Below are 25273 nucleotides of genomic sequence, written 5' to 3' on the forward strand. Positions count from 1 at the left end.
GGCTGCAACAGCCCGCGGGCGTCCAGGCACCCGCGCCGCGCGTCAACGGCCGGGCGCCGGGCCGGCCAGGGCGCGCTGCTCGTAGCGCGGGTACCACTGGCTCAGGCTGCGGTGCAGCTCGGCCGGTTGCGCGGCCCAGCGCGCGAAGCGCTCGGGCACCGGCGTGCGCAGCACCTCGCCCAGGTCGAGCCCGCGCTCGGCGCTGGTCTGCATCAGCACGGTGAGCCACCGCAGCCAGTCGCGCGTCTGCCGCACACCGGCCAGCCCGCTGTGCACCGGGCCGTGGCTGGGCACCACGGTTTTCACCCGGCCGCTGGTGATGAGCTGTTCCAGCACATCCAGGCTGGCGAGCCAGCGTTCAAAGTCGGCGTGCGGCGTGGTGGGCACGCGTTCAGCGAACACCAGTCCGCCGACGAACAGCACACCGGTGTGGTGGTCGAGCAGCACGAGGTCGTCGGCCGTGTGGCCCTGCAGGCGCATCAGCTCCAGCCGGTGCTGGCCGAGCGGCAGGGTCTGCGGTGGCACCGACTCGCGCGCTGGGCTGGACTCGGTGCCGCGCATCCAGTCGCCACAGAGGCGGTAAAGGTTGTCGGCGTAGGCGCCGCCTTCGGCCTGCATGCCGGCGATGCTGCCGGGCAGCGCCTGCGTGGGCCGGTCGGCCCAGGCCTGGTTGCCAAAGAAGTAGTCGGGGTGCAGGTTCAGGCTCAGCACGCGCTGCACCGGCTCGCGCGTGAGGCGCTCGATGGCGCGGCGTTGCTGCTCGCCGTACAGGCGCGAGGGCCCGGTGTTGATCACCACCACGCCCGCGCCGGTGGTGATGAAGGCGGTGTTGATGATGTTGCAGCCGTTGGCGCGGCTGAAGTCGGCCACCGCGCCTTCGATCACCCAGGTGCCTTCGGCGATCTGGCGCGGCCGCAGGTCGTAATTGAAGGTGGCGGCGTCGGGCTTCGATACCGGCGGAGGCACCGGGATGGCTTGGGCCTGCACAGCGGCTGAAAGCACGCAGGCGGCGACACACAGCAGTCGCTTCACGCCCCCACCTCGGCATCAATCCGGTTGCCGTTGTTGTCGCGCCCCACCAGCCGCAGGCCGCTCACCGCCTGCGGCGGCAGCTCAAACGTGATGAGCGGGTTTTCCGACACCGGCTCGTGCAGGGCCAGCTTCCACCAGACCTGGCCCGCGCCATCCACCAGCCGCAGCTCTTCGATGTAGAAGGCCGGGATGCCCGCGACCAACCCCGTGTCCATCGGGTGCATCACGCGCACGCGCAGGCGGCGGCTGCCTTCGAGCACGTTGTTGAAAAAGCGCGCCTGCACCTGACCCAGGGTCTGGCTCCAGGAGCCATCGGCCCGCGTGGCGCCGGGCACCGTGCAGCCCCCGCCCGCCGCCTGCACCCAGGTGCTGCCCACGTGCCACTGGCCGTCCTGGGTCTGCACGAAGGCGCGCACCGGCGAGGCCTGCTCCATGCGGATGCGAAAGGCCAGCATGGGCAACGCGCGCAGCGGCTCGAAGTCCAGCACCTGGCGCACCGGGTTGCGGTCCACCGCCACGCGGATGCGCGCGACACCGCCACCCACTTTGTCGAGCCCACGCGCGTCCACCAGCAGCGGCACGTTCATCGCATCGTCGGCGAAAGCCGGGCCCTTGATCGTCACCGCGTCAGAGAACTTTGCGATGGCCTTGCCGATGGTCTGCTCGCGCAGGCTGGGGTACTGCATGGAACCCAGCGGGTCGCCGCCGGTGGGGTCGTCCTGCGCGCGCAGCCCAGGCCAGCAGGCCAGGCCCGCGCCGCCCACGAGAAGATCACGCCGGGTGGTCATCTCCTCGTCCAGCCGCGTTGCGGGTCGTAGCCCCACAAGGCCGCTACAAAAAACACGGCACTGCAGCCCAGCACCACCGCCCACGACAGCCCCGAGAACTGCCCCACCATGGCGTAGCGCATGACCTCCACCGCGTGGGTGAAAGGGTTCCACTCGGCCAGCTTGAGCAGCCACCACGCGCCCGACTCTTCCAGCTTCCACAGCGGGTACAGCGCCGGGCTGATGAAGAACATCGGAAAGATCACGAAGTTCATGGTGCCGGCGAAGTTCTCCAGCTGCTTCACGTACACCGAGAGCATCAGCCCCAGCGCGGCCAGCAGCGTGGCGCCGCTGGCCATGGCCAGCAGCAGGCCCGGCAGATTGACCAGCGGCACCTCCACGCCAAAGGCCCAGGCGATGGCCAGGAACACCCCCATCTGCAGCACCGAGAGGCAGGTGCCCGCCAGCAGCTTGAAGGCCAGCAGCCAGCCGCGCGCCAGCGGCGCGGTGAGCAGCAGGCGCATCACGCCCATCTCGCGGTCGTACACCATCGAGAGCGAACTCTGCATGCCGTTGAACAGGGCCACCATGCCCAAGAGGCCGGGCACCATGTAGGCCTTGTATTCGATGTAGGTCTCGTAGGGCGGCTGAATCGCCACGCCAAACACGTTGTTGAAACCGGCGGAGAACACCACGAACCACAGCAGCGGGCGCACCAGCGCCGAGCCCAGGCGCGTGGGCTGGCGCAGGAAGCGGTTGAGCTCGCGGCCCACCACCGCGCGCAGTGCGCGCAGCAGGTGCAGCGCCAGCGGTGGCGCCACGGGCAGACCCGGTGGGGGCATGGTCAGCGGTTCTTGCACGCGCTCTCCTGTTCGTCCACGCCGAGTGTGTCCAACACGTCCGTGCGGTGCAACACGCCGTCGAGCGGCGCCAGGCCGGCCACACCGTCCACATGGATCACGAACACCGGCTGGCGCAGCTGGCCGTCCCAAGCGCGAAACGAGAGCTTGCGGCCCTTGAAGCCGTCGAGCGTGACCGCGCCCCCACGCAGCGCCTTGAGCTGCTGCGCAACCGGGGCCTTGGGCGCGTCCACCAGCACGGTCGCCACCGCGCGCCCGGCCATCCAGGCGGCCCAGTCGTGGCCCTGCATGGGGCGCTGCGCGAGCTTGTGAAAGCGGCGACTGAGCTGCGGCCCGCCGTAACGCTCCCACTGCGGGTGCCAGGCCGCGGCCAACAGACCGCTGGCGCCCACCACCGGGCGCGGCCACTGGGTGGCGTAGGGCACGGTGCGGGCGAACTCGCCATCGCTGTCCATCACCGCCACGAACTCGTGCTCGCGCTCGCCGGTGAGCAGGCGCGTGTTGCCCAGGTCGCGTTCGCGCGGGTCACCGGTGAGCTTGAAGGGCTTTTGCTGCGTGATCTTGATCCCGTAGCGCTTGGCCGAGCGGTTGAAGGCATCGGCCTGCAGCGCGTCGCCCGGCAGTGGGCCCTGCAACACCAGCGCCTTGCGCCAGTTGCGCGCGGCCAGGTACTGCGCCAGCGCGTCCGACAACATGGCGCGGCTGGGCAGCGTGTGCAGCAGGTGGGCGGCGCACTGCTGCGCGCGCAGGCCGTCGTCGTCCAGCCCGGTGTTGAACACGATGGCGCCGCCCAGCGCGGCGGGCGCGGCCTGCACCAGTTGCCGCAGCTCGGCCAGCGGCAGGTCGGCCACCAGGTGCTGCACCTTCGCTGCTTTCAGCTCGGCCAGCGCCTGGGGCAGCGCGGCGGCGTTGGGCAGCACCACGTCCTTCACCACCAGCTCCAGCCCGGCCGCGTCCAGCTCAAACGCCGAGTCCTCGGCCGCGAGCTTCACCCCATCCATCGCCCGCCCCGTGGGGTGGCCCGGGTAAGCGCGTTCCATGCGGCGCGGCGCGTGGCGCGGGTCGCCGTCCAGCGACACCACGGCGATGGTGACTTTGGTCGCGGCGAAGGAAGGCAAGGCAAGCAAGCCCGAAACGCCCAGCAACGCCAACCCGGCGGCGCGCCACAGACCGGAACCGAGAATGCCGCGGAACTGGCTTCGCCAGACCGCAGGCATGACCCCTTGAGGGACAGAGCGGCCCAACGAAGTGGGCAAGCGATGGGGGTGGTTCATTGACCAACAAGGATGGTGTGGGGTACGCGGCCAGCCGGCACCGTCTTCAGTGCCTTGCCCGAAGCAGCGTCGATCAGCGTCATGTCGTCCGACAGGCCGTTGGCCACGTACAGGGTCCTGCCGTTCGGGTGCATGGTCAGGCCCCAGGCGCGTTTGCCCACCAGCACCTGGTGCTTCACCGCCTTGCTCGCCACGTCCACCTCGGCCACGTGGTTGGCCCGGCCCAGGCCGACCCACATGCTTTTGCCGTCCGGGCTGAGCGCCATGCCCACGGGGGTGATGTCGGTCTCGCGCATGCCCTTCACGGTGAACTGGATCTTCTGCTTTTCGGTGTGGGTCCGGGTGTCGACCACGCTCACCGAGGCGTCGAGTTCGTTGCTGACCCACAGCTCGGCGCCACCGGCGGCGAGCATGAAACGGCGTGGGCGTTTGCCCACCTGGATGTTCTTCGTGACCTTCTTCGTGCCCAGGTCGATCACGTGGACCAGGTTGGCCACCTCGGAAGTCACGTAGGCGGTCTTGCCGTCGGGCGTGACCAGCACACCCTCGGGTTCGCCGCCGGTCTTCACCTCGAACAGCGCCTTCTTGCCGGCGATGTCGTAGGCCGCCACCACGTTCTCGTCTTCGATCGACACGTAGACGGTCTTGCCGTCGGGGCTGAGGGCGAACATCTCGGGGCTGTCGCCCAGCGGCACCGTGCCGCTCAGCTTGCCGCTGGCCACGTCCACCACGCCCATGGCGTTGCTGTCGCCACAGATCACCAGGATCTGCTGGCCGCCGGCGCCAAACGCCATGTCACGCGGGCGCTTGCACACCTCGATGGCGCCGGTGCGCTCGCCCTGGGCGTCGAACACATACAGCTTGTTGTCCTTCTCGCTGGACACGTACACCCGGCCCTGGGCCAGGGCGGCCACCGATGCGGCACCGCACACGGCCCCCAGGGCCAGCAGGCGCAGCGCGCGGTGAACGGACGAGGCGGACGAAGGACGCAAGGGTCTTGGCACGGGGTGTCTCCGGAATTGTTGTGTGGCGATGCCCGGTGCTCGCGCGGCACCTGGGGCTCCGGTGTGCAAATTCGGTGCCAGCGCCGCATGGGAATGGAAATTGCCTGCTCGGTGCCCAAACACCCGCGCAAACCCCACGCGGCTACGGACAAACCCTGAGACAACCGGCCCATTGCCATGACCCCACTGCCCCACGCTGCGCCCGACTGTTCCAGTCTGGAACACCCCCCCGTGACACGCCGGCGCTGGCTCGGCTGGAGCCTGGCGCTGGCGGCATCGCCCGCCCTGCCCCTGCGGGCCCAGCCCGGCGCCCAACCCTGGCCCAGCCGGCCCCTGCAGCTCATCGTGCCCTGGCCCGCGGGCGGCCAGACCGACCTCACCCTGCGCGTGCTGTGCGAAGAGGCCGCGCCGCTGCTGGGCCAGCCCCTCGTGGTGATCAACAAGCCCGGCGCCGCCGGCACCCACGTGGCGCCGCTGCTCAAGGCCGCCGAGCCCGACGGCCACACCATCGGCCAGGTGCCGATCACGGTCTACCGCCACGCGCTCATGAACACCGTGCCCTGGGACCCGGTGGCCGACCTCGCGCCCATCGTGCAGGTGTCGAGCGTGAGCTTCGGTCTGCTGGTGCCCGCGAACAGCCCCTGGAAAAGCGTCCACGAGATGATCGACTGGGCCATCCAGCACCCGGGCGAGCTGATCCTGGGCTCCACCGGCGTCGGCACCACCGCCCACCTGGCGATGGAAGACATCCTGCTGCAGCACAACGTGCGCTACGTGCACGTGCCCTACAAAGGCACGGCCGACCAGATGCTCGCGATCGCCGGCGCGCAGATCATGGCCGGCGTCAACTCCACCGGCTTCGCGCCCTGGGTGGATCGCGGCCAGATGCGCCTGCTCGCCACCTTCAACGCCGCGCGCAACCCCCGCTGGCCCGACGCGCCCACCATGCGCGAACTGGGCTACCCGCAGGCGGTCTACACCTCGCCCTGGGGCCTGGCCGCGCCCGCGGGCACGCCGCCAGCGGTGGTCCAGAAGTTGCACGACGCCTTCCGCACCGCCATGTTCAGCGAACGCCACACCAGCGCGCTCGCCAAGTACGATCAGGCGCTGGACTACCTCAACACCCGCGACTACCGCCAGGCCGTGCTGGCCACGGTGGAGCACGAAAAGAAACTGCTCGCACGCATGAACCTGCTCGCCAAGCCGGCCTGACCGGCGCCCCAACCCGGCCCCGCGCATGACCGACCCCACACCGCTGCTCGCCGACAACCTGCACAAGCGCTACGGCAGCAAGCCCGCGCTCAAGGGCGTGAGCGTGAGCCTGAAGGCGGGCGAGATGGTCGCCCTGCTCGGCCCCAACGGCGCGGGCAAGTCCACCCTGCTGCAACTGCTCACCGGCCTCTTCAGCCCCGACCAGGGCCGCATCGTGGTGCTGGGCCACGACATGCAGCGCCACCCCAGCCGCGCGCTCGCGGCGCTGGGCGTGGTGTTCCAGCAGACCGCGCTCGACATGGACCTCTCGGTGCAGGCCAACCTGCTGTTCCACACCGACCTGCATGGCCTGCCCCGCGCGGTGGCCCGGCAGCGTATCGCCGCCGGGCTGGCGGCCATGGGCCTGGCCGACCAGGCCAAGGCCGTGGTGCGCAGCCTTTCGGGCGGCACGCGGCGCAAGGTGGAGCTGGTGCGCGCCCTGCTGCACGAACCGCGCGTGTTGCTGATGGACGAAGCCACCGTGGGCCTGGACCCGGGCTCGCGCCAGCACCTGCTCGACACCGTGCGCGGCCTGTGCCACACCCGCGGAATGGCCGTGCTCTGGGCCACCCACCTGATCGAAGAAGCCAAGGTGGCCGACCGCCTGGTGCTGCTGCACCAGGGCACGGTGCGCTTCGACGGCGCCATCGACGCCTTCATGCAGGCCTCGCAGGGCGCGGACTTCCAGACCGAAGTGCTGCGCGCGCTGGAGAAGCCGGGGCTTTGAACCCACGGATTCAGCGCAGAGAATCCCTCACCGTTCGGGCGGCCAATCCACCAAAGGCGTAACTCGCCGTCACGCCCCTGCGCCACCCAACCAGGCGCTGACCTTTGCGGGCTTCAGCCGGGAGACATCGCCCCCTGCGTGGCCCGATCTTCGGCGTCCAGCTCGGCCATCTCCTCCGCCGTGAACACCCGCGAGCGGGTGTGAAACGCCTTGCCCTCCGGCCCTTCGAGCGAGAAGGTGCCACCATGGCCTTCGATCACGTCGATGATCAGCTGCGTGTGGCGCCAGTACGCGTACTGCGCCTTGCCGATGTAGAACGGACAACCGCCGACATCGCCCAAGTACACATCGCCCGCGCCCATGGTGATCTCGCCCGGCAGGTAGCAGTTGGCCGCGCTGTTGTCGCAGCAGCCACCCGACTGGTGAAACATGAGCTCGGGGCCGTGTTTGGTCTTGAGGAATTCGATCAGCTCGACCGCGGCCGGTGTGGCGATGACTTTTTCAACCATGTCTGTCTCCTTGTTCTGAAAAGCCAAAAAGGGGAGCCGTTGCCAGCTCCCCTTCGATCTCACTTCAATCCGGACGGATCAGAAGAACCCGAGTTTGTTCTCGCTGTAGCTCACCAGCAGGTTCTTCGTCTGCTGGTAGTGGTCCAGCATCATCTTGTGGGTCTCGCGGCCGATGCCCGATTCCTTGTAGCCGCCGAACGCGGCGTGTGCCGGGTAGGCGTGGTAGCAGTTGGTCCACACACGGCCCGCCTTGATGGCGCGGCCCATGCGGTAGGCCACGTTGCCGTTGCGGCTCCACACGCCGGCGCCCAGGCCGTACAGCGTGTCGTTGGCAATGGCCAGGGCTTCGGCCTCGTCCTTGAACGTGGTCACGGCCAGCACCGGGCCGAAGATCTCTTCCTGGAAGATGCGCATCTTGTTGTGGCCCTTGAACAGCGTGGGCTGCACGTAGTAGCCGCCTTCCAGATCACCACCCAGGTGGGCCTGCCCGCCACCGATCAGCACCTCGGCGCCTTCGGCCTTGCCCAGCTCCAGGTACGACAGGATCTTGGTCAGCTGTTCCTTGGAAGCCTGTGCGCCCATCATGCTTTCGGAGTCGAGCGGGTTGGCCTGCTGGATGGCGGCCACGCGCTTGAGCACGCGTTCCATGAACTTGTCGTAGATGCTTTCCTGGATCAGCGCGCGGCTCGGGCAGGTGCAGACCTCGCCCTGGTTGAACGCGAACAGCACCAGGCCTTCAACGCACTTGTCGAGGAAGGCATCGTCCTTGTCCATGATGTCGGCGAAGAACACGTTGGGCGACTTGCCGCCCAGTTCCAGCGTGGCCGGGATCAGGTTGTTGGCGGCGGCCTGGGCGATCACGCGGCCCGTGGTGGTGGAGCCGGTGAAAGCGATCTTGGCAATGCGCTTGCTCTGTGCCAGCGGCATGCCGGCTTCGCGGCCGAAACCGTTCACGATGTTCAGCACGCCCGGGGGCAGCAGGTCGGCGATCAGCTCGGCCAGGATCAGGATGGAGATCGGGGTGGACTCGGCCGGCTTGAGCACCACGCAGTTGCCGGCGCCCAGAGCAGGCGCCAGTTTCCAGGCCGCCATCAGGATCGGGAAGTTCCAGGGAATGATCTGACCCACCACGCCCAGCGGTTCCTGGATGTGGTACGCCACCGTGTTCTCGTCGATGTTGGACAGGGCGCCTTCCTGGGCGCGCACGCAGCCAGCGAAGTAGCGGAAGTGATCCACGGTGAGCGGGATGTCGGCGTTCAGCGTCTCGCGGATCGCCTTGCCGTTGTCCACCGTCTCGGCGTAGGCCAGCAGCTCCAGGTTCTGCTCGATGCGGTCGGCGATCTTCAGCAGGATGTTGCTGCGCGTGGCGGCGTCCGTCTTGCCCCAGGCGTCGGCGGCGGCGTGCGCGGCGTCCAGCGCGAGTTCGATGTCTTCGGCGGTGGAGCGCGCGGCCTGCGTGTAGACCTGGCCACTCACGGGCGTGATCACGTCAAAGTACTGGCCCTTGCACGGCACGACCCATTTGCCGCCGATGAAGTTGTCGTAGCGCGGTTTGTAGGCGATTTTGGCGCCGGCGGCGCCGGGAGCTGCGTAAATCATGTGTGTCTTCCTCTGTGAAGGTGGTTGAAAGTGTTGTCAGCCGAAGGGGCTGCCTTCACTGCCACAACTTCCGTGCCACCCCCACAAAGCGGTTCAAACTGAGATTTGCGCCCGTTTTTTGCCCATGGGCACCTCACCGCTGTGCCATTGCTGCACACCCGCCCCCAACCTGTACCACCCTGGTACGGAAGCCCAGTACATATGTTGAAAGCCCGCCAGCAAAGGCCCCGCCCCGGTGCCCAGGCCCCCCACAGGCCACACTCAAACCAGCGGCCGGATCACCCCGACAGCCCCACCACCAGCGCCGCGGCCGCCATGTGCGCGCTGGCGGCCTCGCCCACGCGCGCCGCGAACGGGTGCGGCGCAAAGCCCACCCAATGGCCCCCGCCAGCCAGGGCCAACACCACCTCGTCGCGCTGCGTGCCCTCGGCCACACGCTCCACCGTGCCGTGCAAAACACACTCTTCCCCCGCTGCGCCGCCGCCCCGCTGCCCTGCCACCGGCGCCTGTACCCGCACCGCCGTGGCCTTGCACAACACCAGCACCTCCAGCCCCGGCGCCAGGCCCAGCAGATCGGCGCTTTCGCGGGTGATGCTCGACGTCAACCGCTCGCCGCCAGCGGTCTGCATGTGCACCCACACCGCCGGATCGCCAGGCGCCGCGGGCTCCACCGCCACCACGCGACACGGCAGCTGGTTGCGCATGCTGGTGCGCAGGCCCAGGCCGCTGGCCAGTTGCGCACCGCCGGCAAAACGCGCCAGCACCGCGTCGCGCGCACGGGCCAGCTCATCGGCCAGCTGCAGCAGCTGCAAGCCCTGCGCCGTGATGCGCGCGCCACCCCCACCCGCCCCGCCCACCGTGCGCTCCACCAGCGGCACACCGCCCAGGTTGGTCAGCGTGTCGATGGCCTGCCACGCCGCCTTGTAGCTGATGCCCGCGTCGCGCGCGGCCTGCGAGATGGAGCCCGACTCACCCACCCGGCGCAACACCTCCAGGCGCTTGTCGCTGATGGCGTGGCCGAGGGCTTCGGTCAGGGTGGCGTGGAGGGTTGGTGGGGTCATAGCGGGATTGTTCCATGGGACTTCAGGTGCCATGGAGTGGGCGCTGATTCCTGGCTGCGGGGCTGCGCAGTTTTCTGCCTCTAGTCGGCTATTTCCAATCATTCGGAACAGTGCGCTTTGCAGTTGTTCATTGCGTCTCTTGAAACCCGATTGAGACAGTCCCACGAAGCCGGAGCACTTTGCAAAGTCGCTATGCTTCCTGCGCAAAATGCCTCCCGCTTTGGACTGAGCTATCCTTCTCCCCACCTACGCCATGGCCTACTCGCACAACTACCAGATCTCCGCTCGACGGCACCTGAAAGCTGCCGAGGCGCTCTACGCTCTCAACACAGGGGGTGCCCAGCCCGGCGCGAAGGCCGTCGCAGGCTACTTGTACGGTCTGGCGGGCGAGTTGGCCGTAAAGGAGATGATGACCCAGAGTGGCATGCGGCCACTTGCGGACGACCAGCGACGCAACGACCCGTTCTACAAGCACTTTCCGGAGTTGAAGTCTTTGCTGCTGGACTCGGCTGCCGGTCGTCGCTCCGGTGAGCTGCTGAACGTCGCGCGAACGGCTCAGATATTCCAAGAATGGAGCACCGACATGCGGTATGCACCTACATGCGAAGTTCCAACTCACCGAGTGGATCGGTGGCAGGGCGACGCCAAGAGGTTAGTCGTTCAGATGGAGGAGCAGTGATGCCGGTACTTTTTGATGATGCATTGCCGATCCTGATCGAGGTTCTCAATGAATGGGGTGGCGAGTCGTTCGTCGAGATGGGCACGGTGCTGCGCGACGCGACGGGTCGCCTGAGCTTTTTCGCCCATGAGCGTCCGCCAGTCTCCGCACCGTCGGAAACCGGTGCGTCCGCCAGTATTGAGAGCCCACTCGCGCATGACGAGCTGGATTTGGATCCTCTGGGGCGGCGCATTGTCGATCGCCTGGGTGCCTACGCACGGAAGGATCGGCCGGTGGTATACCCCACTGATGATGGTGCGTCGCCCTTGTTGACTTCTCGCGAGCGCACGCCTGTGCGCGTAGGCGAACAATTCTGCTACTTGATCGACCGTCGCATCGTTGGCACGGGTTGGCTGGCCGAACCAGTCGCCGCAGCAACTTCAGGTCCGCGGCGATTGGTGTTCGCGTCGTTGAAGGGCGGCGTTGGCCGCTCCACTGCTCTTAGCGTGACGGCCGCTGATTTGGCGCGCCGCGGGCGCAATGTGCTAGTAATCGACCTGGACCTTGAGGCACCCGGTCTGGGCCACCTGCTGCTGGAGGGGGGCCGACTGCCGGATTACGGCGTTGTCGATTTCCTCGTAGAGGATGGCGTTGGCGGCGTCGGGAATGACCTGTTGCATCGGTTCGTTGGCACAAGCCAGTTGACATCGTCCAGCGGTGGTGTGGTCGACGTCATGCCTGCGATCGGACGTAAATCCGAAGACAGACCCGAAAACATCTTGGCCAAACTGTCGCGAGCAATGATCGAAGACATGACCGAAACAGGAACGGTGTCAGTCGGCCAGCAAGTCTCGTCCATGATCAACCGCATTGTTGCGCAGGGTTCATACGATGCGGTGCTCATAGACAGCCGGGCCGGCTTGGCCGAACTGGCAGCACCGGCGGTTATCGGGCTCGGCGCCACGGTTCTGCTGTTCGGCACCGCCCAGACACAGACGATCGAGGGATACAGGGCACTTTTCGCGGCACTTCAGCTCTTGGCGCAGCGCGACGCTGCGCAGGGACGAAGTGCCGAGTGGCGCCTTGCATTGCGGCCGGTCTACGCCAAGGCAAGTCTGAATACAGAGACTGCCGACTGGTTCCGTGACGAGATCTACGAGTTGTATTCCGAGTACCTTTATGACGCAGAGCTAGAAGATGTGACCGGTGCTCAGTTCGTTCCCCTGCGGTTCACCCAACAGGACGCGTCTGCCCCACACGCCCCACTGATAGTCCCATTCAATCCGGCGTTTGTGGATTTCGATCCTTCTCGCCAACCAACACAGCTGACGGAAGCTTTTTACGAGCAAAGCTTCCGCCCGTTCCTGGATGCTATTGATCGCTTCCTTGAGCCTGCTCCTCCTGAGCCCCAAAATTGAACTACGACTCCATTCCCTTCACCGACATCCGCAGAGCGATTGCCGAGTTTCAGCTGGCGTCGAGGGTGGAGCCGAACGCCACCATCCTGCCTGAAGAGGTCTTCTTGCCTGTCGGTCATCGAGGCGTGCTCGACCTGCGTCGGCAGCTTGTGGTCGGCAATCGGGGCATGGGAAAGAGCTTCTGGACTCACGCGCTCGGGAACAAAGACATTCGTGACAAGCTGGCTGGGCACTACCGGTTTCCCGAACTCAAGTCGACTGAAGTCAGAATTGGCTTCAACGGCTCTGAAAAGAAGCAGGTCTTCGCACCCACCGTGGACGAGTTGGCCGAAATCCGGCAGCTGTCGATCGGCAACCCCGACCTCATCTGGAAGGCCTTGCTGCTGCGCATCGCTGAGGACATGCTCGGCAAGAAGTTCGACACGCTGGCCGCCACCATCGGCACGCTTCTCCAACGGCCCAGCCTCTACTCGGAAATGCTCTCACAGTTAGACGATCAGCTGTCCCAAAAAAGGGAGCACCTACTGGTCGTTTTCGATGCGCTCGACAGGCTGGCGCAGGACTGGGGCACCATCAGAGAACTGACGCGCGCCCTTTTGCGCTTGGCGATCGGACTTCAGTCCTTCCAGTCCATCCGAACCAAAATATTCATGCGCGTTGACCTGTTTTCAGACCGAGAGATTTTCAGGTTTCAAGACAGCTCCAAGATCAAGAACGACCATGTCAGCTTGGTATGGCAACCGGAAGAGCTGTATGGCCTCGTACTATTCGAGATCCTGCGTAGTCCAGATGGAAATTCGGCATTGAAGATGCTCGCTGCTCAGACCGATGCAACGGCCGCACTGCCCATCAACGGAGAGGACAGCAGGTTACATATGAACGAGCAGCGTAGGCTGGTGCATGCCGTGGCGGGCGAGTTTATGGGAAGCAGCAAGAAGCGCGGCCTGGTGTACACATGGGTTCCCCTGCATCTGAGCGATGCAGCCGACACCTGTTCGCCTCGAACCTTTCTCACGGCCTGGAAAGAGGCGGCGAAGCGTGTGCCCGCTCCCACAGACCGAGCCATCGACCACCTGGGTCTCCTCGACGGGGTGCGGTCGGCGTCTCGGAGCCGCTTGAACGAGCTTTATGAGGACTACGAGTGGATCCGCCCCTCGCTGGAGGCACTCAAGCGACAGTTCGTTCCCATGACGCGCGACCAGCTCTTCCAACTTTGGGAGGACGGCCGCGTCATACTCGCCATTGAATCGTCGACGCATGGCGAGGTGTTTAAGACACCCGCAGGCCTGACGGATAACCCTGGGCCTGAAGCCCTGCTCGAAGCGATGAAAGCCGTTGCCGTAATAGACGAACGCAGCAATGGCAAGATCAATGTGCCAGACATTTACCGAGTTGAAGCTGGCATCCTGCGCAAGGGTGGTGTCGCAGTCCCCAAACGGCACTAGGCTGAATGGATATCAGCCTCGGCGCTCCCACGACATAGAAACGAACCAGAAGCCCGAGGGTGCGACAGCTTCAATCTTTGCCGAGGTTGAGCGTCTGACATGCAGCCTAGGCGCAGAGCCAAATGAGTAGCTCGCAGACGTCCGACATCGGGAAATTTGCTCAAATGCACTGACCGGCTCCTCTGGGACGAGGCCGCCCAGTCTCATCCACACCGCGAGCACACCCCAAAGGACCCAGTCGAAGCAGGCCCTCCACCCGGATCAAAAGAAAACACCCGCTACACTCGCTATTCCATTTTGGGATAGCGAGTTCCCGCCGCCGTGTCCCGCACCGATCCGAGGTCCCCATGCCCAAGCCCGTTCGCCCTCTCACCGCCCTGCTCTTCTCCGCGCTAGTGCACAGCGCGACCCAGGCCGCCGAAGCCCAGGTGGCGGTGGCGGCCAACTTTGCCGAGCCGATCAAGGCGATTGCCGCCGTGCTGGAAAAGACCACCGGCCACACGCTGAAGATCACGCTGGGCTCCACCGGCAAGCTCTACGCGCAGATCCGGAACGGCGCGCCGTTTGACGTGCTACTGGCGGCCGACACCAAGACGCCCGAGGCGCTGGAAAAAGATGGCCTGGCCCAGCCCGGCAGCCGCTTCACCTACGCCACCGGCAAGCTGGTGCTGTGGTCGGCCGACGCGAGCAAGGTGGACGCCCAGGGCGAGGTGCTCAAGAGCGCCGGCCTGCGCAAGCTGGCCTACGCCGCGCCCAAGGTGGCGCCCTACGGCGCCGCCGCGGTGCAGGCCATGGACAAGCTGGGCCTGGCCGCCGCGCTCGCGCCCAAGCTGGTGCAGGGCGAGAGCATTGGCCAGACCTTCAGCTTCGTCTACACCGGCAACGCCGACGTGGGCTTTGTCGCGCTGTCGCAGGTGCTCGAAGGCGGCAAGCTCAAGAGCGGTTCGATGTGGGTGGTTCCGCAGACGCTGTACAGCCCGATCCGGCAAGACGCCGTGGTGCTGAAGAAGGCGGCCGGCAACGAGGCGGCGCAGGCCTTGGTGAAGCTGCTGCAAAGCCCGAACATCCAGGACCTGATCCGTTCCTACGGCTATGGCATTTGAAGGCCCCGCCCGACCATGCCCCTGACCGCGTCCGACCTGCAGGCGATCTGGCTCACGCTCCAGGTGGCCACGCTCACCACGGTGATCCTCGCGCTCATCGGCACGCCCCTGGCGTGGTGGCTGGCGCGCACGCGCTCGTGGCTGAAGACGCCGCTGGGCACGCTGGTGGCGCTGCCCATCGTGTTGCCACCGTCGGTGCTGGGGTTTTACCTGCTGGTGGCCATGGGGCCGAACGGGCCGGTGGGGCACTGGACGGCGTCGTGGGGGCTGGGCTATCTGCCGTTCACCTTCCCGGGCCTGGTGGTGGCCTCGGTGTTCTATTCGCTGCCTTTCATGGTGCAGCCGGTGCACAACGCCATGGAGGCGATGGGCGCCCGCCCGCTGGAGGTGGCGGCCAGCCTGCGGGCTTCGCGGCTTGACACGTTTTTCAGCGTGGTGCTGCCGCTGTGCCGGCCCGGGCTGGTCACGGGCGCGATCATGAGCTTTGCCCACACGGTGGGCGAGTTCGGCGTGGTGCTCATGGTGGGCGGCAACATCCCGGGCGTGACGCGCGTGGTGTCGGTGCAGATCTACGACCACGTGGAGGCCATGGAGTACGGCGACGCGCACCGCCTGGCCGCGGTGATGTTGGGCTTTTCTTTCGTGTGCCTGCTGGCCCTGCAGCTGTACAACCACCGCCACAAGCGGCGCGCCGCATGACGCCCGCACCCGACACCGCCGCCGGGCTGCACATGACGGCCCGCCTGCAACGGGCCGACTTCGCGCTCGACGTGGACCTGCGCTTGCCGGGCAAGGGCCTGACCGCCCTGCTCGGCCCGTCGGGCTCGGGCAAGACCACCTGCCTGCGCGTGCTCGCGGGGCTGGAGCCGCAGGCGCAGGGCTCGGTGAGCGTGCTGGGCGAGGTGTGGCAAGACAGCGCGCGGCGCATCTTCCGGCCGGTGCACCAGCGGGCCATTGGCTATGTGTTCCAGGAAGCCAGCCTGTTTGAGCACCTGAACGTCAAAGACAACCTGCAGTTCGGCTTCAAGCGCACGCCGGTGAGCGAGCGCCAGCACGGCTGGGACCACGGCCTGGCGCTGCTCGGCATCGGCCACCTGCTGCGGCGCATGCCACACGAGCTCTCGGGCGGCGAGCGCCAGCGCGTGGCCATGGCCCGCGCGCTGGCCACCAGCCCGCGCGTGCTGCTGATGGACGAACCCCTGGCCGCGCTGGACGCGGCGCGCAAGGCCGAGATCCTGCCCTGGCTGGAACAGTTGCACGAGCGGCTGGACATTCCGGTGGTGTACGTGACGCACTCGGCCGACGAGGTGGCCCGCCTGGCCGACCACGTGGTGCTGCTGGAGCAAGGCCGGGTGCTGGCGCACGGCCCGGTGGCCGAACTCATGACCCGGCTCGACCTGCCGCTGGCCCACGGCGACAGCGCCGCCGCGCTGATCGACGCCGTCACCTGCGGCCTGCAGAGCGACAGCGGTCTGTGCGAGCTGCGCTTCGACGGCGGCACGCTGCTGCTGCCGCAAACGCGCAGCACGCCGCTGCCGGACCGCGCCCCCGTGCGCGTGCGCATCCAGGCGCGCGACGTGAGCCTGTCGCTGGTGATGCCCGAGCAGACCAGCGTGCTCAACATCCTGAGCGCCCAAGTGACCGACCTCGCCGACGACGGCCCGGGCCAGGTGCTGGTGGGGCTGCGGGTGGCCGGGGCCGGCGGCGGCACGCGCCTGCTGTCGCGCATCAGCCGGCTCTCGTGCGAGCGGCTGGGCATCGCGCCCGGCCTGCCGGTCTACGCCCAGATCAAGGGCGTGGCGATGGTGCGTTAGAAGCTAGAACCGACCGGGCCGGAAGGGTTCGAGCGGGATGGACGGCGCCTGCCCCGCCAGCAGTTGGGCCACCAGGTGCCCGGTGGCAGCGCTTTGCGTCAGGCCCAGGTGCCCGTGGCCGAAGGCGTACACCACCCGCCGGCTGGCCTTGGCGTGGCCGATGACGGGCAAAGAATCGGGCAACGAGGGGCGGTAGCCCATCCACTGCGTGCCGCCCTCGGTGCGCAGCCCCGGCAGCAGGCGCGAAGCCTTGCCCAGCATGTGGGCCGACCGCGCGAAGTTGGGCGGCAGCTTCAGGCCGCCCAGCTCCACCGCGCCACCGACGCGGATACCCGTGGACAGCGGCGTGACCACAAAACCGTGGGAGCCGAAGATGATCTGGCGTTTGAGGTCGAACGCGCCGGGCGGCAGCGTGGTGTTGTAGCCGCGCTCGGTTTCCAGCGGGACCGCGTCGCCCAGCTGGGCCGCGAGCTGGCGCGACCAGGCCCCGGTGGCGATCACCGCCTGCTTCGCATGGACGGCGCTGCCCTGCGCGAATTGCAGGTCCACACCGTCGTCGCGCGCGGCGATGGAGCGGACCTCCGCCTGGCGCCACGCGGCGCCCGCCTGCAGCACATGGCGCCCCAGGGCCGAGGCCACCTCGAAGGGGTCGCTCACGGTCTCCCAATGCGGCACAAAGGTGCCTGCGGTGATGGAGCTGGCCAAGCCCGGTTGCAGCTCCCGCAGCCGCTCGCCTTTCACGTGCTCGAAGGCGATGCCGGCTTCAGCACGCAGCTGCCATCCCGCGAGGCTGGCGCGGAATTCCGCGTCGCCTTCGTACACCTGCAGCGAGCCGTCCTGGCGGATCATGTGCGAGGCCTGCGCGCGCGCCAGCATGGCGTGAAACGCTGGCGCGGCGAGGCCCATCAGCTGCGTTTGCGCCCGCAGGCTCGCCCGGTAGGCCGACGGCCGGCTGGCCAGGCCGAAGCGCATGAGCCAGGGCAGCATCTGCAGCGCGTAGCCCGGGCGGATGGCCAGCGGGCCGAGCGGGTCGAGCAGCCAGCGCGGCGCCTGCCGCAGGATGCGCGGCGAGGCCAGGGGCAGGATGTCGGAAAACGCCAGCGCGCCGGCGTTCTGGGCGCTGGTTTCCTGGGCAATGCCCTTGCGGTCGATCAGCAGCACCGAGCGGCCCTGGGCCACCAGGTGCATCGCCACCGACAGGCCGATGATGCCGGCGCCCACCACCGCCACGTCGGCGCCGGCGGGCGCCGGGTTGTTGGCTGAGGTCATGCGCCTGGCGACCTCAAGCCCGTGCCGCGCGGAACGCCGCGGGCAGCAAGGGGTCGGCCGGGTCGGCGATCAGCCGCGCTTCGGCCGTGACGTAGGCGCGGCCCGTGATGCTGGGGATGACGCCGTGCTCCGTGGCCCGGTAGCTGGCCTCGAAGCGGCTGCCGATCACGCTTTCCTGTACCCAGGTGTCGCCCGGCTGGAGCTTGCCGGCCGCGGCCAGGCAGGCCAGCTTGGCGCTGGTGCCGGTGCCGCAAGGCGAGCGGTCGTAGGCACCGCCGGGGCACAGCACGAAGTTGCGGCTGTGGGCGTCGGCGGCGTGGGCCGGGCCGAAGAATTCGATGTGGTCGATCTCGGCACCGTCGCGCCCGGTGATGCCGTCACGCACCAGCGTTGCCTTCACGGCCTCGGCCTGGCGGCTGAGTTCGGCGATGTGCGCCACCGTCAGCTCACACGGGGTGCTGTGGCACAGAAAGAACCAGTTGCCGCCCCAGGCGACGTCGCCCACGACACGCCCCAGGCCGGGCACGTCGATGGCCACGTCGCGCCGGAACACATGGCTCTCCACGTTCTGGATCGTCACTTCGTGGGCGGACCGGAGGTCCACGCTCACCACGCCGACCGGCGTCTCGAAGCGGTGCACGCCCGGGCCGATGCGCCCCATGTGGGCGAGCGTGACGGCCGCGCCAATCGTGCCGTGGCCACACATGCCCAGGTAGCCGGTGTTGTTGAAGAAGATCAGCCCGGCGGCGCAACCGCTGTCCACCGGTTCGCAGAGCAAGGCGCCGACCACCGCGTCGTACCCGCGCGGTTCGTTGGCCGCCAGCACGCGGTAGTGGTCAAAGTCGCGGGCAAAGAGGGCTTTGCGCTCGCTCAAAGGGCCGTTGCCCAGCGGCGGCCCACCGGCCACCACCAGACGCGTGGGTTCCCCTTCGGTGTGGGAGTCGATGACCTGCATGTCGATGATGGCCATGGTCAGTTCTGCTCCTTCCAGCTGGCGTACCAGCGTTTGAAGATGTGCAACTGGAGGGTCGCGTAGTTCTTCTGGCTCTCCGAGAGGGCATCGCTGGGGTTGAAGTGCAAGGCGTATTGGCGATGCCCTTGAAGCACCATGAGGAATTTGAAATACAGCACCAGGTCGTGGCCCTCGTCAAACGAGGACAGCACCGCCAGCGCCGCCTCCAGCTCCTGCGCGCGCTGGCGCGCGAGCACGTCGCCGCGGGCCGCCTGCTCGCACAGGGCGACCAGGTGCAGCACCTCTTTGGGCAGCACGTTGCCGATCCCGGTGATGGCGCCCCTGGCACCGCAGTTGACGAAACCATGGAACACCTGGGTGTCCACGCCGACCATCAGCGTCAGCGACGGGTCGCGCGCGGTGATGTGTTCGGCCGCGTAGCGCAAGGAAGCCGCGCCGCCGAACTCCTTGAAACCGATCAGGTGGGGGAAACGCGATTGCACGTCAAAAAACAGCTCGGCCCGGGTTTCGTAGCCGTAGTAGGGGCTGTTGTAGATCACGCTGGGCAGGTCCACCGCGGCGGTCAGGACGTCGGCGAAGTGGGCGCGCTGCGCGGCGGCCGACCCGGTGCGCGACAGCACGCGGGGAATGATCATCAAGCCCTTGGCGCCGCAGGCCTTGGCGTGCGCGGCCAGGGCGCAGGCGCGGGCCGTGTTCTGCGCCCCGGTGCCCACGATCACGGGCAGGCCCGCGCGCACCAGCCGCTCCACGCCTTCCATGCGCTGCTCGTCGCTCAGCAGGGGCCAGTCGCCCATGGAGCCGCAGTACACCAGGGCCGACATGCCGGCTTCAACGAGGTCGCGGCCGGTCTTCACCAGCGCGTCGAAATCGGGTTGCCGGTCGGGCGTGCAAGGGGTCATCAAGGCGGGGATCGTGCCGCTGAAGATATTCCGTTTCATGGGTGGGAGGCTCCGTTCAAGGGACTGTTAAGCTGCCGGCAGTCTCGCAGTTCGGGCGCTCCACGTCTTGTCGGAAAGTGGGGTGCCGACTGGGGAAATTGCACAAACGGTCGTGAGCCGAACACCATGGATGTTTCTCTGCCAGCGCCCGGGTCGCCAGGGCTCCTGATCGCCAACGGCTTGTTCCAGGGCGACCTGCTGTTCGACCACGTGCCCGACACCGTGTTCTTCCTGAAAGACACGCAGGGCCGCTACACGGCGGTCAACCACACCCTGGTGAAGCGCTGTGGCTTCGAGCACAAGTCCGAGCTGATCGGCAAGACGGCGCAACAGGTGTTCCCGCTCCCGCTCGGGTCCGGGTTTTCGCAACAGGACCAGCGCATCCTGCAGGGCGGCCCCGTGATCAGCGGGCAACTGGAGCTGCACCTGTACGGCAACCGGAAACCGGGTTGGTGCCTCACTTGGAAAGTGGCAATCACCGACCCGAAAGGCCGCATCGTCGGGCTGGCCGGTCTGTCGCGCGACATCCAGCAGCCCATGGGCTCCACGAACGAAGCTGCGGCGGTGTCGCGCGTCATCGAACACGTCGCGCGGCACCTGGACTCACCGCTGCATCTGGAAGAACTCGCCGCCCTGGCCGGTCTTTCGGTGTTTCAGCTGGACCAGCGCATCCGCGGCCTGTTTGGTGTGACGGCGGGTCAATACGTGCTTCGGGCGCGCATCGAGCGGGCGTGTGATCTCTTGCGCCACGCCCGTGACCCGATCAGCGAAATCGCCCTGGCGTGTGGCTACGCGGACCAGGCCTCGTTCACCCGCCAGTTCCGCAAATCGGTGGGGCTCACGCCGTCAGCCTATAGAGCCATGAGGTGACGTCAGCGAGCGGCTGCGGCGGCGTTCGGGAAGAACAGCTGTTCGCCACCGATCTTGTAGTCGGCGATCACCTTCTGGCCAGCGGCACCGGTCACCCAGTCCACGAACTTCTGGCCTTCGGCGGTCTTCACCTGCGGGTGTTTGGCGGCGCTGACCAGCATCACGCCGTACTGGTTGAACAGGCGCTTGTCGCCTTCGACCAGCACCGTCAGGTCGGCCCGGTTCTTGAAGTTGAGCCAGGTGCCGCGGTCGGCGAGCACGTAGGCGCCGCTGCTGGAGCCGATGTTGAGCGCCGGGCCCATGCCGCAGCCGCATTCCTTGTAGCCCGAGCCCTTGTTCGCATCGGTGTCGGTCATCTTCCAGAAGCGCAGCTCGGCCGCGTGCGTGCCGCTCTTGTCGCCGCGCGAGATAAAGGGCGCGTTGGCCGCGGCCACTTTCTTGAGCGCGGCCACGATGTCGCTGCCCTTGGTGCCCGCCGGGTCGGCCTTGGGGCCGATCAGCACGAAGTCGTTGTACATGACCTCCTGGCGTTTGGCGGCAAAGCCCTCGGCCACGAATTTTTCCTCAGCCACCTGGTCGTGCACGAACAGCACGTCGGCATCGCCCCGGCGCGCCATGTCGATCGCCTGGCCGGTACCCAGCGCCACCACCTTCACGTCGATGCCGCTGGCCTTCTTGAACTCGGGCAGCAGATAACTGAACAGGCCCGACTGCTCGGTGGACGTGGTGGACGCCACGACGATGCTGCTTTGCGCCAGCGCGGCGGTACTGACCAGCAGGCCTGCAGACGCAAGACCGGCCACAGCAAGCAGGCGCACGACGGCGCGGCGGGGGTGTTTCATTTCAGTTTTCATGGGGTTTCTCCTTTGACGAACAGATGGGCCTGGGGGCAGTGGGCCTCCAGGAAGGCGTGGTTGAAAAAATCGTTCACCGGCAGGTCGGCCAGCAACCGGCCCTGCTCCAGGTAGATCACGCGGCCGGCCAGGCGTTTGACCTGGCCGAGGTTGTGGCTGGCGAACACCAGCGTGGGCGGCTGGCGGCCGGGCGCGGGCAGCTCGTCGCCGAAGTCGGCGATCAGCGCCTCCACGTCGCGCTTGGCGTGTGGGTCGAGGCTGGCGGTGGGTTCGTCGAGCAGCCACACGTCGGGCTGCAGCGCCCAGGCGCGCGCCAGCGCCACGCGCTGCTGCTGCCCGCCCGAGAGCGCGCGGCCGTTGCGCTCGGCCAGGTGGGCCAGCTCGACCCGGGCCAGCGCTTGGCGGGCGCGTTCGTCGGTCTGGCGCCAGGGCACGCCGCTGAGCCACAGGCCCAGCTGCAGGTTGCGCCGCACCGACATGCGCATCATGTGCGGCCGCTGGAACAGCATGGCGATGCGCGAGGCCTGGGGCACCTCGCGCTGCCCGGAGGCGATGGGCAGCAGGCCGTGCAGCGTGCGCAGCAGCGTGCTCTTGCCGCATCCGTTGGGCCCGACCAGCGCCACGCGCTCGCCGGCCTGGATGGACAGCGTGATGCAGCGCAGGGCTTCCACCTGGGCCGCCGGGCCCAGGCTCACATGCACGTCGGCCAGTTCGAGCACCGTGCCGTGGCGCACGCCAAGGCCGGCGGCGCTGCCTTCGGTGGGGCGTTCGATCCTCATGTGGTGGCCATCCGCAGGTCGCCGCCGTCCAGGTGCTCGCGCCAGCGGCGCAGCAGCGCCACCCCGCTGTTGAGCAGCAGCACCACGGCCAGCAGCACGATGCCCAGCCCGAGGGCCAGCGGCAGGTCGCCCTTGCTGGTTTCGAGCGCGATGGCGGTGGTCATGACGCGGGTGAAGCCTTCGATGTTGCCGCCCACGATCATCACCGCGCCCACTTCCGACACCGCCCGGCCAAAGGCGGTGATCAGCACGGTGAGCAAGGCGTAGCGCTCGTCCCAGGCCATGAGCAGGCTGCGCAGGCCCAGGCCCGCGCCCAGCGAGCTGAGCTGTTCACCGTGGTCGCGGTCGCTGTCTTCCACCACCTGGCGCGTGAGCGCGGTCACCAGTGGCAGCACCAGGATGGCCTGCGCCAGCACCATGGCCTGAAAGCTGAACAGCCAGCCCAGAAAACCCAGCGGACCGGTGCGCGAGAGCAGCAGGTAGATCACCAGGCCCACCACCACGGAGGGGATGGCCAGCGAGGTGTTGAGCAGCGTGAGCACGATGGGGCGGCCGGGGAAGCGCGCCACGGCCAGCCAGGCGCCCAGCAAGAGACCGACGCCACAAGCCAGCAGACAGGCCGTGGCGCTCACCGCGAGCGAGCGCGTGACGATGGCCCAGAGGCCGGCATCGCCCGAAACAACGAGCTGCAATGCGGTGGTCAAACTATCGGAAAACGCGTTCATATGTGGATCTCAGCTTACAAGTGTGCTTCAAGATCGGGAGTACGGGATGACGCGATATGAGGCCTTGTTCATACGTTGCGCTGGCGGTGGCGCGGTGAGTTTCAGGCACACTCACCCGCCATGCGAAAGATCGAGCTGTCCTATTCCCTGACCGCGCCACAAGACGGGCAGACGCCACCATCCGCGCTCTTGCGCAACCCCATGATGGACGTGCTGCATGCGGTGCGCAGCAGCGGTTCCATTTCGGGCGCCGCACGCGAACTCGACCTCTCATACCGCCACGTCTGGGGCCAGCTGAAAGAGTGGGAAACGGGCCTGGGCCAGCCGCTGATCTTCTGGGAACGCGGTCAACCGGCGCGACTCACGCCGTTTGGCGAACGGCTGCTGATGGCCGAGCGGCTCGCACAAGCCCGGCTCGGCCCCCAGATCGAGAGCCTGCGCGCCGAACTGGCGCGCGCTTTCTCGCTGGCCTTTGACGAAAAAGACCAGGCGCATGCCCACCGGGTCCTCACGCTCTACGCCAGCCACGACCACGCGCTGACCGAGCTGCAGACCGTCATGGCGCAGGAGACCGACGCCAAAAGCCGGGACCAGCGCCTGCACCTGGACATCCGCTTCTGCGGCAGCGTGGACGCGATCCGCGCGCTCAACGAGGGCCGCTGCGAGCTGGCGGGTTTCCACACCCAGCCGTTTGCGGCCAGCGGCAGCCAGAGTGCGCGCACCTACCGCCCGCTGCTCAAACCCGGCACCCACAAGATCATTGGTTTCGCGCGCCGCTCGCAAGGCCTGATGGTCGCGCCCGGCAACCCGCTGCGGCTGCACGACATGACCGACGTATCGCGCCTGCACGCCCGGTTCGTGAATCGCGAGCTCGGCACCGGGACCCGGCTGCTGCTCGAAGAACTGTTGAACCAGGCGGGTTTGCTGCCGCAGGACATCGACGGCTTCTCCCGGGTCGAAAGCTCCCACTCGGCGGTGGCACAGGCGGTCGTCAGCGGGCACGCCGACGTGGGCCTGGGCACGGAGTACGCGGCCCGGTCGCAGGGGCTGGGCTTCGTGCCGCTGACCGAAGAACGTTACCTGCTGGTGTGCCTGAAAAGCGCGCTCGAACAGCCGGCCATGCAGGTGCTGCTGCAGCGCCTGCGCAGCCGCGCCTGGCAGGACCGGCTCAACCGGCTCTCGGGCTACGCCACCGACCACTGTGGCGAGGTGGCGGCGATGAAGCGGCTGCTGCCCTGGTGGGATTGAGGGTCGCCGGCCTTTGGTGACCAGCGCCCGTCGGCCCCGGTGCCCACAGCGCGCGAACCGCGATCAGAACACCAGGGTGCGCCAGCGTTGGTCGGCCGCGCGGGCCATGAACTGCACCGCACCACCCGGCCCGCTGCACTCGGGAATGAGCCGCGCCGGGTCGATGCCCTGGGCATGCAGGGCGTCGGTGCAGGCCAGCAGGCGCGCGCCGTGCGACACGGCTTCGCGCATCGCATCGAGGATGGTCTTGTCAAAGCGCTCGCTCGCACGCAGGGTCTCGGCCACACCGGGCACCAGCAGGTGCACGCTGCGCGCGGTGAAATAGATCTCGACCGGCGTGTCCATCGCCGCGGCCGCCGCGGCAAAGAAAAACGGCGTGGCCAGGCGCTGCGGCGACTCGGGCTCGGCCGCCCAGAGCAGCATCGCCACGCCGTCCACCGGGTGTTCGACGAAGGCCATGCTCAGTCCTGCCGGAAGAGGCGCGCGTGCGCCTGCATGGCGGATGCCACCGCATCGCCCTGCACCAGCGCGGCCCGGTCGGCGGCCAGATCGGTCAGGCGCACGCGCGCCAGCCAGCCCGCGCCATAGGGATCGAGGTGCACCCGCTCGGGGGTCTGCGCCAGTTCGGGGTTGACGGCCACCACCTGGCCGCTCACCGGCGACTTCACCGAAACGATGGACTTGGCCAGCTCGACCACGGCGATGGAACGGCCCTGCTCGATGGCCGAGCCCACCCCCTTGGGGCGGCACATGTAGATCTCGCCCGCGAGGCGGATGCCCAGCGAGGTGATGCCCACGGTGGCGCAACCGTCGTCGCCCACGCGGGCCCAGACCTGATGCTCCACGTGGTAGAGCAGGTCGTCGGGGTAGATGGGTTCGGTGAGGCTCACTGGACGACCCTCCGTGCTGCGCACTGTGGGGCTGAGCGCCTTCGGAGCGGTCGGGCGGCGCTCATGGCAACCCGGGCCGCGACCGGCCAGCGAAGGGGCGGAGGGGAATGGGAGTCGAACCCACCCGGCGACGCATGGCGCCACCCACCGGGTTTGAAGCCCGGCCGATCCACCAGGATCGTTTCCCCTCCGCAAAAAACAGGCG

The 25273-nt window shown here is 67.7% G+C and carries 26 protein-coding genes and 1 tRNA gene; 10 read left to right on the plus strand and 17 right to left on the minus strand.

Annotated elements, in window-relative coordinates:
• Positions 1 to 42: 42 nt before the first annotated feature.
• The 5 genes from KIH07_RS20730 to KIH07_RS20750 are packed head-to-tail and all read right to left on the minus strand — an operon-like array spanning position 43 to position 4937.
• Positions 43 to 1032, minus strand: coding sequence for a quinoprotein relay system zinc metallohydrolase 1 (locus tag KIH07_RS20730; RefSeq protein ID WP_226493765.1), 990 nt, complete (start codon positions 1030 to 1032; stop codon positions 43 to 45).
• Positions 1029 to 1820, minus strand: a complete 792-nt coding sequence (locus tag KIH07_RS20735) for a quinoprotein dehydrogenase-associated SoxYZ-like carrier (protein WP_226493766.1) — start codon at positions 1818 to 1820, stop codon at positions 1029 to 1031. The genes KIH07_RS20730 and KIH07_RS20735 overlap by 4 nt, the downstream gene beginning before the upstream one ends.
• Complete coding sequence (locus KIH07_RS20740) at positions 1817 to 2641, minus strand: ABC transporter permease (RefSeq protein WP_226494783.1); 825 nt, start codon at positions 2639 to 2641, stop codon at positions 1817 to 1819. The genes KIH07_RS20735 and KIH07_RS20740 overlap by 4 nt, the downstream gene beginning before the upstream one ends.
• A gap of 2 nt (positions 2642 to 2643) precedes the next feature.
• The gene (locus KIH07_RS20745) at positions 2644 to 3876 is read right to left on the minus strand and encodes an ABC transporter substrate-binding protein (RefSeq protein ID WP_226493767.1); all 1233 of its coding nucleotides are present in this window, start codon (positions 3874 to 3876) and stop codon (positions 2644 to 2646) included.
• Positions 3877 to 3929: 53 nt separating this feature from the next.
• On the minus strand, positions 3930 to 4937 hold the full coding sequence (locus KIH07_RS20750; protein WP_226493768.1) for a PQQ-dependent catabolism-associated beta-propeller protein: 1008 nt from the start codon (positions 4935 to 4937) through the stop codon (positions 3930 to 3932).
• 177 nt (positions 4938 to 5114) lie between these two features.
• Between KIH07_RS20750 and KIH07_RS20755 the strand changes: the two genes are divergently transcribed.
• Together KIH07_RS20755 and KIH07_RS20760 are read left to right on the plus strand one after the other, a co-directional pair.
• Positions 5115 to 6149, plus strand: coding sequence for a Bug family tripartite tricarboxylate transporter substrate binding protein (locus KIH07_RS20755; RefSeq protein WP_226493769.1), 1035 nt, complete (start codon positions 5115 to 5117; stop codon positions 6147 to 6149).
• A 25-nt stretch (positions 6150 to 6174) separates the two neighbouring features.
• Positions 6175 to 6915 (plus strand): ATP-binding cassette domain-containing protein, encoded by a 741-nt coding sequence (locus tag KIH07_RS20760; RefSeq protein ID WP_226493770.1) that lies wholly within the window; start codon positions 6175 to 6177, stop codon positions 6913 to 6915.
• A 113-nt stretch (positions 6916 to 7028) separates the two neighbouring features.
• Here KIH07_RS20760 and KIH07_RS20765 read toward each other — a convergent pair whose 3' ends face one another.
• The 3 genes from KIH07_RS20765 to KIH07_RS20775 all read right to left on the minus strand — a co-directional run bounded on the left by KIH07_RS20765 (position 7029) and on the right by KIH07_RS20775 (position 10084).
• Positions 7029 to 7424: a DUF779 domain-containing protein gene (locus KIH07_RS20765; protein ID WP_226493771.1), complete on the minus strand. Its 396-nt coding sequence runs from the start codon at positions 7422 to 7424 to the stop codon at positions 7029 to 7031.
• A 78-nt stretch (positions 7425 to 7502) separates the two neighbouring features.
• Complete coding sequence (locus KIH07_RS20770; RefSeq protein ID WP_226493772.1) at positions 7503 to 9023, minus strand: aldehyde dehydrogenase family protein; 1521 nt, start codon at positions 9021 to 9023, stop codon at positions 7503 to 7505.
• A gap of 278 nt (positions 9024 to 9301) precedes the next feature.
• Positions 9302 to 10084: a TOBE domain-containing protein gene (locus KIH07_RS20775; RefSeq protein WP_226493773.1), complete on the minus strand. Its 783-nt coding sequence runs from the start codon at positions 10082 to 10084 to the stop codon at positions 9302 to 9304.
• A 253-nt stretch (positions 10085 to 10337) separates the two neighbouring features.
• On the opposite strand from KIH07_RS20775, the gene KIH07_RS20780 reads away from it, so the two are divergent.
• From KIH07_RS20780 to modC, 6 genes are all read left to right on the plus strand, one after another.
• Positions 10338 to 10763 carry a hypothetical protein gene (locus tag KIH07_RS20780; protein ID WP_226493774.1) on the plus strand — a complete coding sequence of 142 codons (426 nt, stop codon included), beginning with the start codon at positions 10338 to 10340 and terminating at the stop codon, positions 10761 to 10763.
• On the plus strand, positions 10763 to 12160 hold the full coding sequence (locus KIH07_RS20785) for a KGGVGR-motif variant AAA ATPase (protein ID WP_226493775.1): 1398 nt from the start codon (positions 10763 to 10765) through the stop codon (positions 12158 to 12160). Before KIH07_RS20780 ends, KIH07_RS20785 begins: the two co-directional genes overlap by 1 nt.
• Positions 12157 to 13605, plus strand: a complete 1449-nt coding sequence (locus KIH07_RS20790; protein ID WP_226493776.1) for a hypothetical protein — start codon at positions 12157 to 12159, stop codon at positions 13603 to 13605. The genes KIH07_RS20785 and KIH07_RS20790 overlap by 4 nt, the downstream gene beginning before the upstream one ends.
• 347 nt (positions 13606 to 13952) lie before the next feature.
• On the plus strand, positions 13953 to 14708 hold the full coding sequence (gene modA, locus KIH07_RS20795) for a molybdate ABC transporter substrate-binding protein (RefSeq protein WP_226493777.1): 756 nt from the start codon (positions 13953 to 13955) through the stop codon (positions 14706 to 14708).
• Between the two features lie 15 nt (positions 14709 to 14723).
• Entirely contained in the window at positions 14724 to 15407 is a 684-nt protein-coding gene (gene modB, locus KIH07_RS20800) for a molybdate ABC transporter permease subunit (protein ID WP_226493778.1), read from the plus strand.
• Positions 15404 to 16522, plus strand: coding sequence for a molybdenum ABC transporter ATP-binding protein (gene modC / locus KIH07_RS20805; RefSeq protein ID WP_226493779.1), 1119 nt, complete (start codon positions 15404 to 15406; stop codon positions 16520 to 16522). Before modB ends, modC begins: the two co-directional genes overlap by 4 nt.
• A 3-nt stretch (positions 16523 to 16525) precedes the next feature.
• On the opposite strand, the gene KIH07_RS20810 is transcribed toward modC, so the two are convergent.
• Genes KIH07_RS20810 through KIH07_RS20820 form a run of 3 tightly spaced genes read right to left on the minus strand, consistent with a single transcriptional unit; the run spans position 16526 to position 19702 of the window.
• Positions 16526 to 17791, minus strand: coding sequence for an NAD(P)/FAD-dependent oxidoreductase (locus KIH07_RS20810; protein ID WP_226493780.1), 1266 nt, complete (start codon positions 17789 to 17791; stop codon positions 16526 to 16528).
• A gap of 13 nt (positions 17792 to 17804) precedes the next feature.
• Entirely contained in the window at positions 17805 to 18755 is a 951-nt protein-coding gene (locus KIH07_RS20815; protein WP_319004857.1) for a proline racemase family protein, read from the minus strand.
• Between the two features lie 8 nt (positions 18756 to 18763).
• Positions 18764 to 19702: a dihydrodipicolinate synthase family protein gene (locus KIH07_RS20820; RefSeq protein ID WP_226493781.1), complete on the minus strand. Its 939-nt coding sequence runs from the start codon at positions 19700 to 19702 to the stop codon at positions 18764 to 18766.
• Between the two features lie 126 nt (positions 19703 to 19828).
• On the opposite strand from KIH07_RS20820, the gene KIH07_RS20825 reads away from it, so the two are divergent.
• On the plus strand, positions 19829 to 20572 hold the full coding sequence (locus tag KIH07_RS20825) for an AraC family transcriptional regulator (RefSeq protein WP_226493782.1): 744 nt from the start codon (positions 19829 to 19831) through the stop codon (positions 20570 to 20572).
• 2 nt (positions 20573 to 20574) lie between these two features.
• Here KIH07_RS20825 and KIH07_RS20830 read toward each other — a convergent pair whose 3' ends face one another.
• From KIH07_RS20830 to KIH07_RS20840, 3 genes are read right to left on the minus strand one after another with little or no spacing between them, the layout of a single operon-like run.
• Positions 20575 to 21426, minus strand: coding sequence for an extracellular solute-binding protein (locus tag KIH07_RS20830; protein ID WP_226493783.1), 852 nt, complete (start codon positions 21424 to 21426; stop codon positions 20575 to 20577).
• Entirely contained in the window at positions 21423 to 22205 is a 783-nt protein-coding gene (locus KIH07_RS20835) for a phosphate ABC transporter ATP-binding protein (RefSeq protein ID WP_226493784.1), read from the minus strand. The genes KIH07_RS20830 and KIH07_RS20835 overlap by 4 nt, the downstream gene beginning before the upstream one ends.
• The gene (locus KIH07_RS20840) at positions 22202 to 22930 is read right to left on the minus strand and encodes an ABC transporter permease (RefSeq protein WP_226493785.1); all 729 of its coding nucleotides are present in this window, start codon (positions 22928 to 22930) and stop codon (positions 22202 to 22204) included. The genes KIH07_RS20835 and KIH07_RS20840 overlap by 4 nt, the downstream gene beginning before the upstream one ends.
• Positions 22931 to 23050: 120 nt before the next feature.
• Here KIH07_RS20840 and KIH07_RS20845 point away from each other — a divergent pair, with 120 nt between their 5' ends.
• On the plus strand, positions 23051 to 24178 hold the full coding sequence (locus tag KIH07_RS20845; RefSeq protein WP_226493786.1) for a substrate-binding domain-containing protein: 1128 nt from the start codon (positions 23051 to 23053) through the stop codon (positions 24176 to 24178).
• Between the two features lie 63 nt (positions 24179 to 24241).
• On the opposite strand, the gene KIH07_RS20850 is transcribed toward KIH07_RS20845, so the two are convergent.
• From KIH07_RS20850 to KIH07_RS20860, 3 genes are all read right to left on the minus strand, one after another.
• Positions 24242 to 24637: a DsrE family protein gene (locus KIH07_RS20850; RefSeq protein WP_226493787.1), complete on the minus strand. Its 396-nt coding sequence runs from the start codon at positions 24635 to 24637 to the stop codon at positions 24242 to 24244.
• A gap of 2 nt (positions 24638 to 24639) precedes the next feature.
• Positions 24640 to 25068: a glycine cleavage system protein H gene (locus KIH07_RS20855; protein WP_226493788.1), complete on the minus strand. Its 429-nt coding sequence runs from the start codon at positions 25066 to 25068 to the stop codon at positions 24640 to 24642.
• A gap of 98 nt (positions 25069 to 25166) precedes the next feature.
• Positions 25167 to 25259, minus strand: a tRNA-Sec gene (locus tag KIH07_RS20860).
• Positions 25260 to 25273: the final 14 nt, after the last annotated feature.

The sequence above is a fragment of the Hydrogenophaga taeniospiralis genome, assembly GCF_020510445.1.
Lineage (GTDB): Bacteria > Pseudomonadota > Gammaproteobacteria > Burkholderiales > Burkholderiaceae_C > Hydrogenophaga.

Excerpts from the sequence above, each read along its gene's own strand:
- KIH07_RS20835 (WP_226493784.1), bottom strand. The coding sequence starts at position 22,205 with ATGAGGATCGAACGCCCCACCGAAGGCAGCGCCGCCGGCCTTGGCGTG.
- KIH07_RS20820 (WP_226493781.1), bottom strand. The coding sequence starts at position 19,702 with ATGAAACGGAATATCTTCAGCGGCACGATCCCCGCCTTGATGACCCCT.
- KIH07_RS20780 (WP_226493774.1), top strand. The coding sequence starts at position 10,338 with ATGGCCTACTCGCACAACTACCAGATCTCCGCTCGACGGCACCTGAAA.
- KIH07_RS20825 (WP_226493782.1), top strand. The coding sequence starts at position 19,829 with ATGGATGTTTCTCTGCCAGCGCCCGGGTCGCCAGGGCTCCTGATCGCC.
- KIH07_RS20765 (WP_226493771.1), bottom strand. The coding sequence starts at position 7,424 with ATGGTTGAAAAAGTCATCGCCACACCGGCCGCGGTCGAGCTGATCGAA.
- modA (WP_226493777.1), top strand. The coding sequence starts at position 13,953 with ATGCCCAAGCCCGTTCGCCCTCTCACCGCCCTGCTCTTCTCCGCGCTA.
- KIH07_RS20735 (WP_226493766.1), bottom strand. The coding sequence starts at position 1,820 with ATGACCACCCGGCGTGATCTTCTCGTGGGCGGCGCGGGCCTGGCCTGC.
- KIH07_RS20840 (WP_226493785.1), bottom strand. The coding sequence starts at position 22,930 with ATGAACGCGTTTTCCGATAGTTTGACCACCGCATTGCAGCTCGTTGTT.
- KIH07_RS20745 (WP_226493767.1), bottom strand. The coding sequence starts at position 3,876 with ATGCCTGCGGTCTGGCGAAGCCAGTTCCGCGGCATTCTCGGTTCCGGT.
- KIH07_RS20850 (WP_226493787.1), bottom strand. The coding sequence starts at position 24,637 with ATGGCCTTCGTCGAACACCCGGTGGACGGCGTGGCGATGCTGCTCTGG.
- modC (WP_226493779.1), top strand. The coding sequence starts at position 15,404 with ATGACGCCCGCACCCGACACCGCCGCCGGGCTGCACATGACGGCCCGC.
- KIH07_RS20785 (WP_226493775.1), top strand. The coding sequence starts at position 10,763 with ATGCCGGTACTTTTTGATGATGCATTGCCGATCCTGATCGAGGTTCTC.
- KIH07_RS20770 (WP_226493772.1), bottom strand. The coding sequence starts at position 9,023 with ATGATTTACGCAGCTCCCGGCGCCGCCGGCGCCAAAATCGCCTACAAA.
- KIH07_RS20740 (WP_226494783.1), bottom strand. The coding sequence starts at position 2,641 with ATGCCCCCACCGGGTCTGCCCGTGGCGCCACCGCTGGCGCTGCACCTG.
- KIH07_RS20760 (WP_226493770.1), top strand. The coding sequence starts at position 6,175 with ATGACCGACCCCACACCGCTGCTCGCCGACAACCTGCACAAGCGCTAC.
- KIH07_RS20830 (WP_226493783.1), bottom strand. The coding sequence starts at position 21,426 with ATGAAAACTGAAATGAAACACCCCCGCCGCGCCGTCGTGCGCCTGCTT.
- KIH07_RS20845 (WP_226493786.1), top strand. The coding sequence starts at position 23,051 with ATGCGAAAGATCGAGCTGTCCTATTCCCTGACCGCGCCACAAGACGGG.
- KIH07_RS20810 (WP_226493780.1), bottom strand. The coding sequence starts at position 17,791 with ATGACCTCAGCCAACAACCCGGCGCCCGCCGGCGCCGACGTGGCGGTG.
- modB (WP_226493778.1), top strand. The coding sequence starts at position 14,724 with ATGCCCCTGACCGCGTCCGACCTGCAGGCGATCTGGCTCACGCTCCAG.
- KIH07_RS20775 (WP_226493773.1), bottom strand. The coding sequence starts at position 10,084 with ATGACCCCACCAACCCTCCACGCCACCCTGACCGAAGCCCTCGGCCAC.
- KIH07_RS20755 (WP_226493769.1), top strand. The coding sequence starts at position 5,115 with ATGACCCCACTGCCCCACGCTGCGCCCGACTGTTCCAGTCTGGAACAC.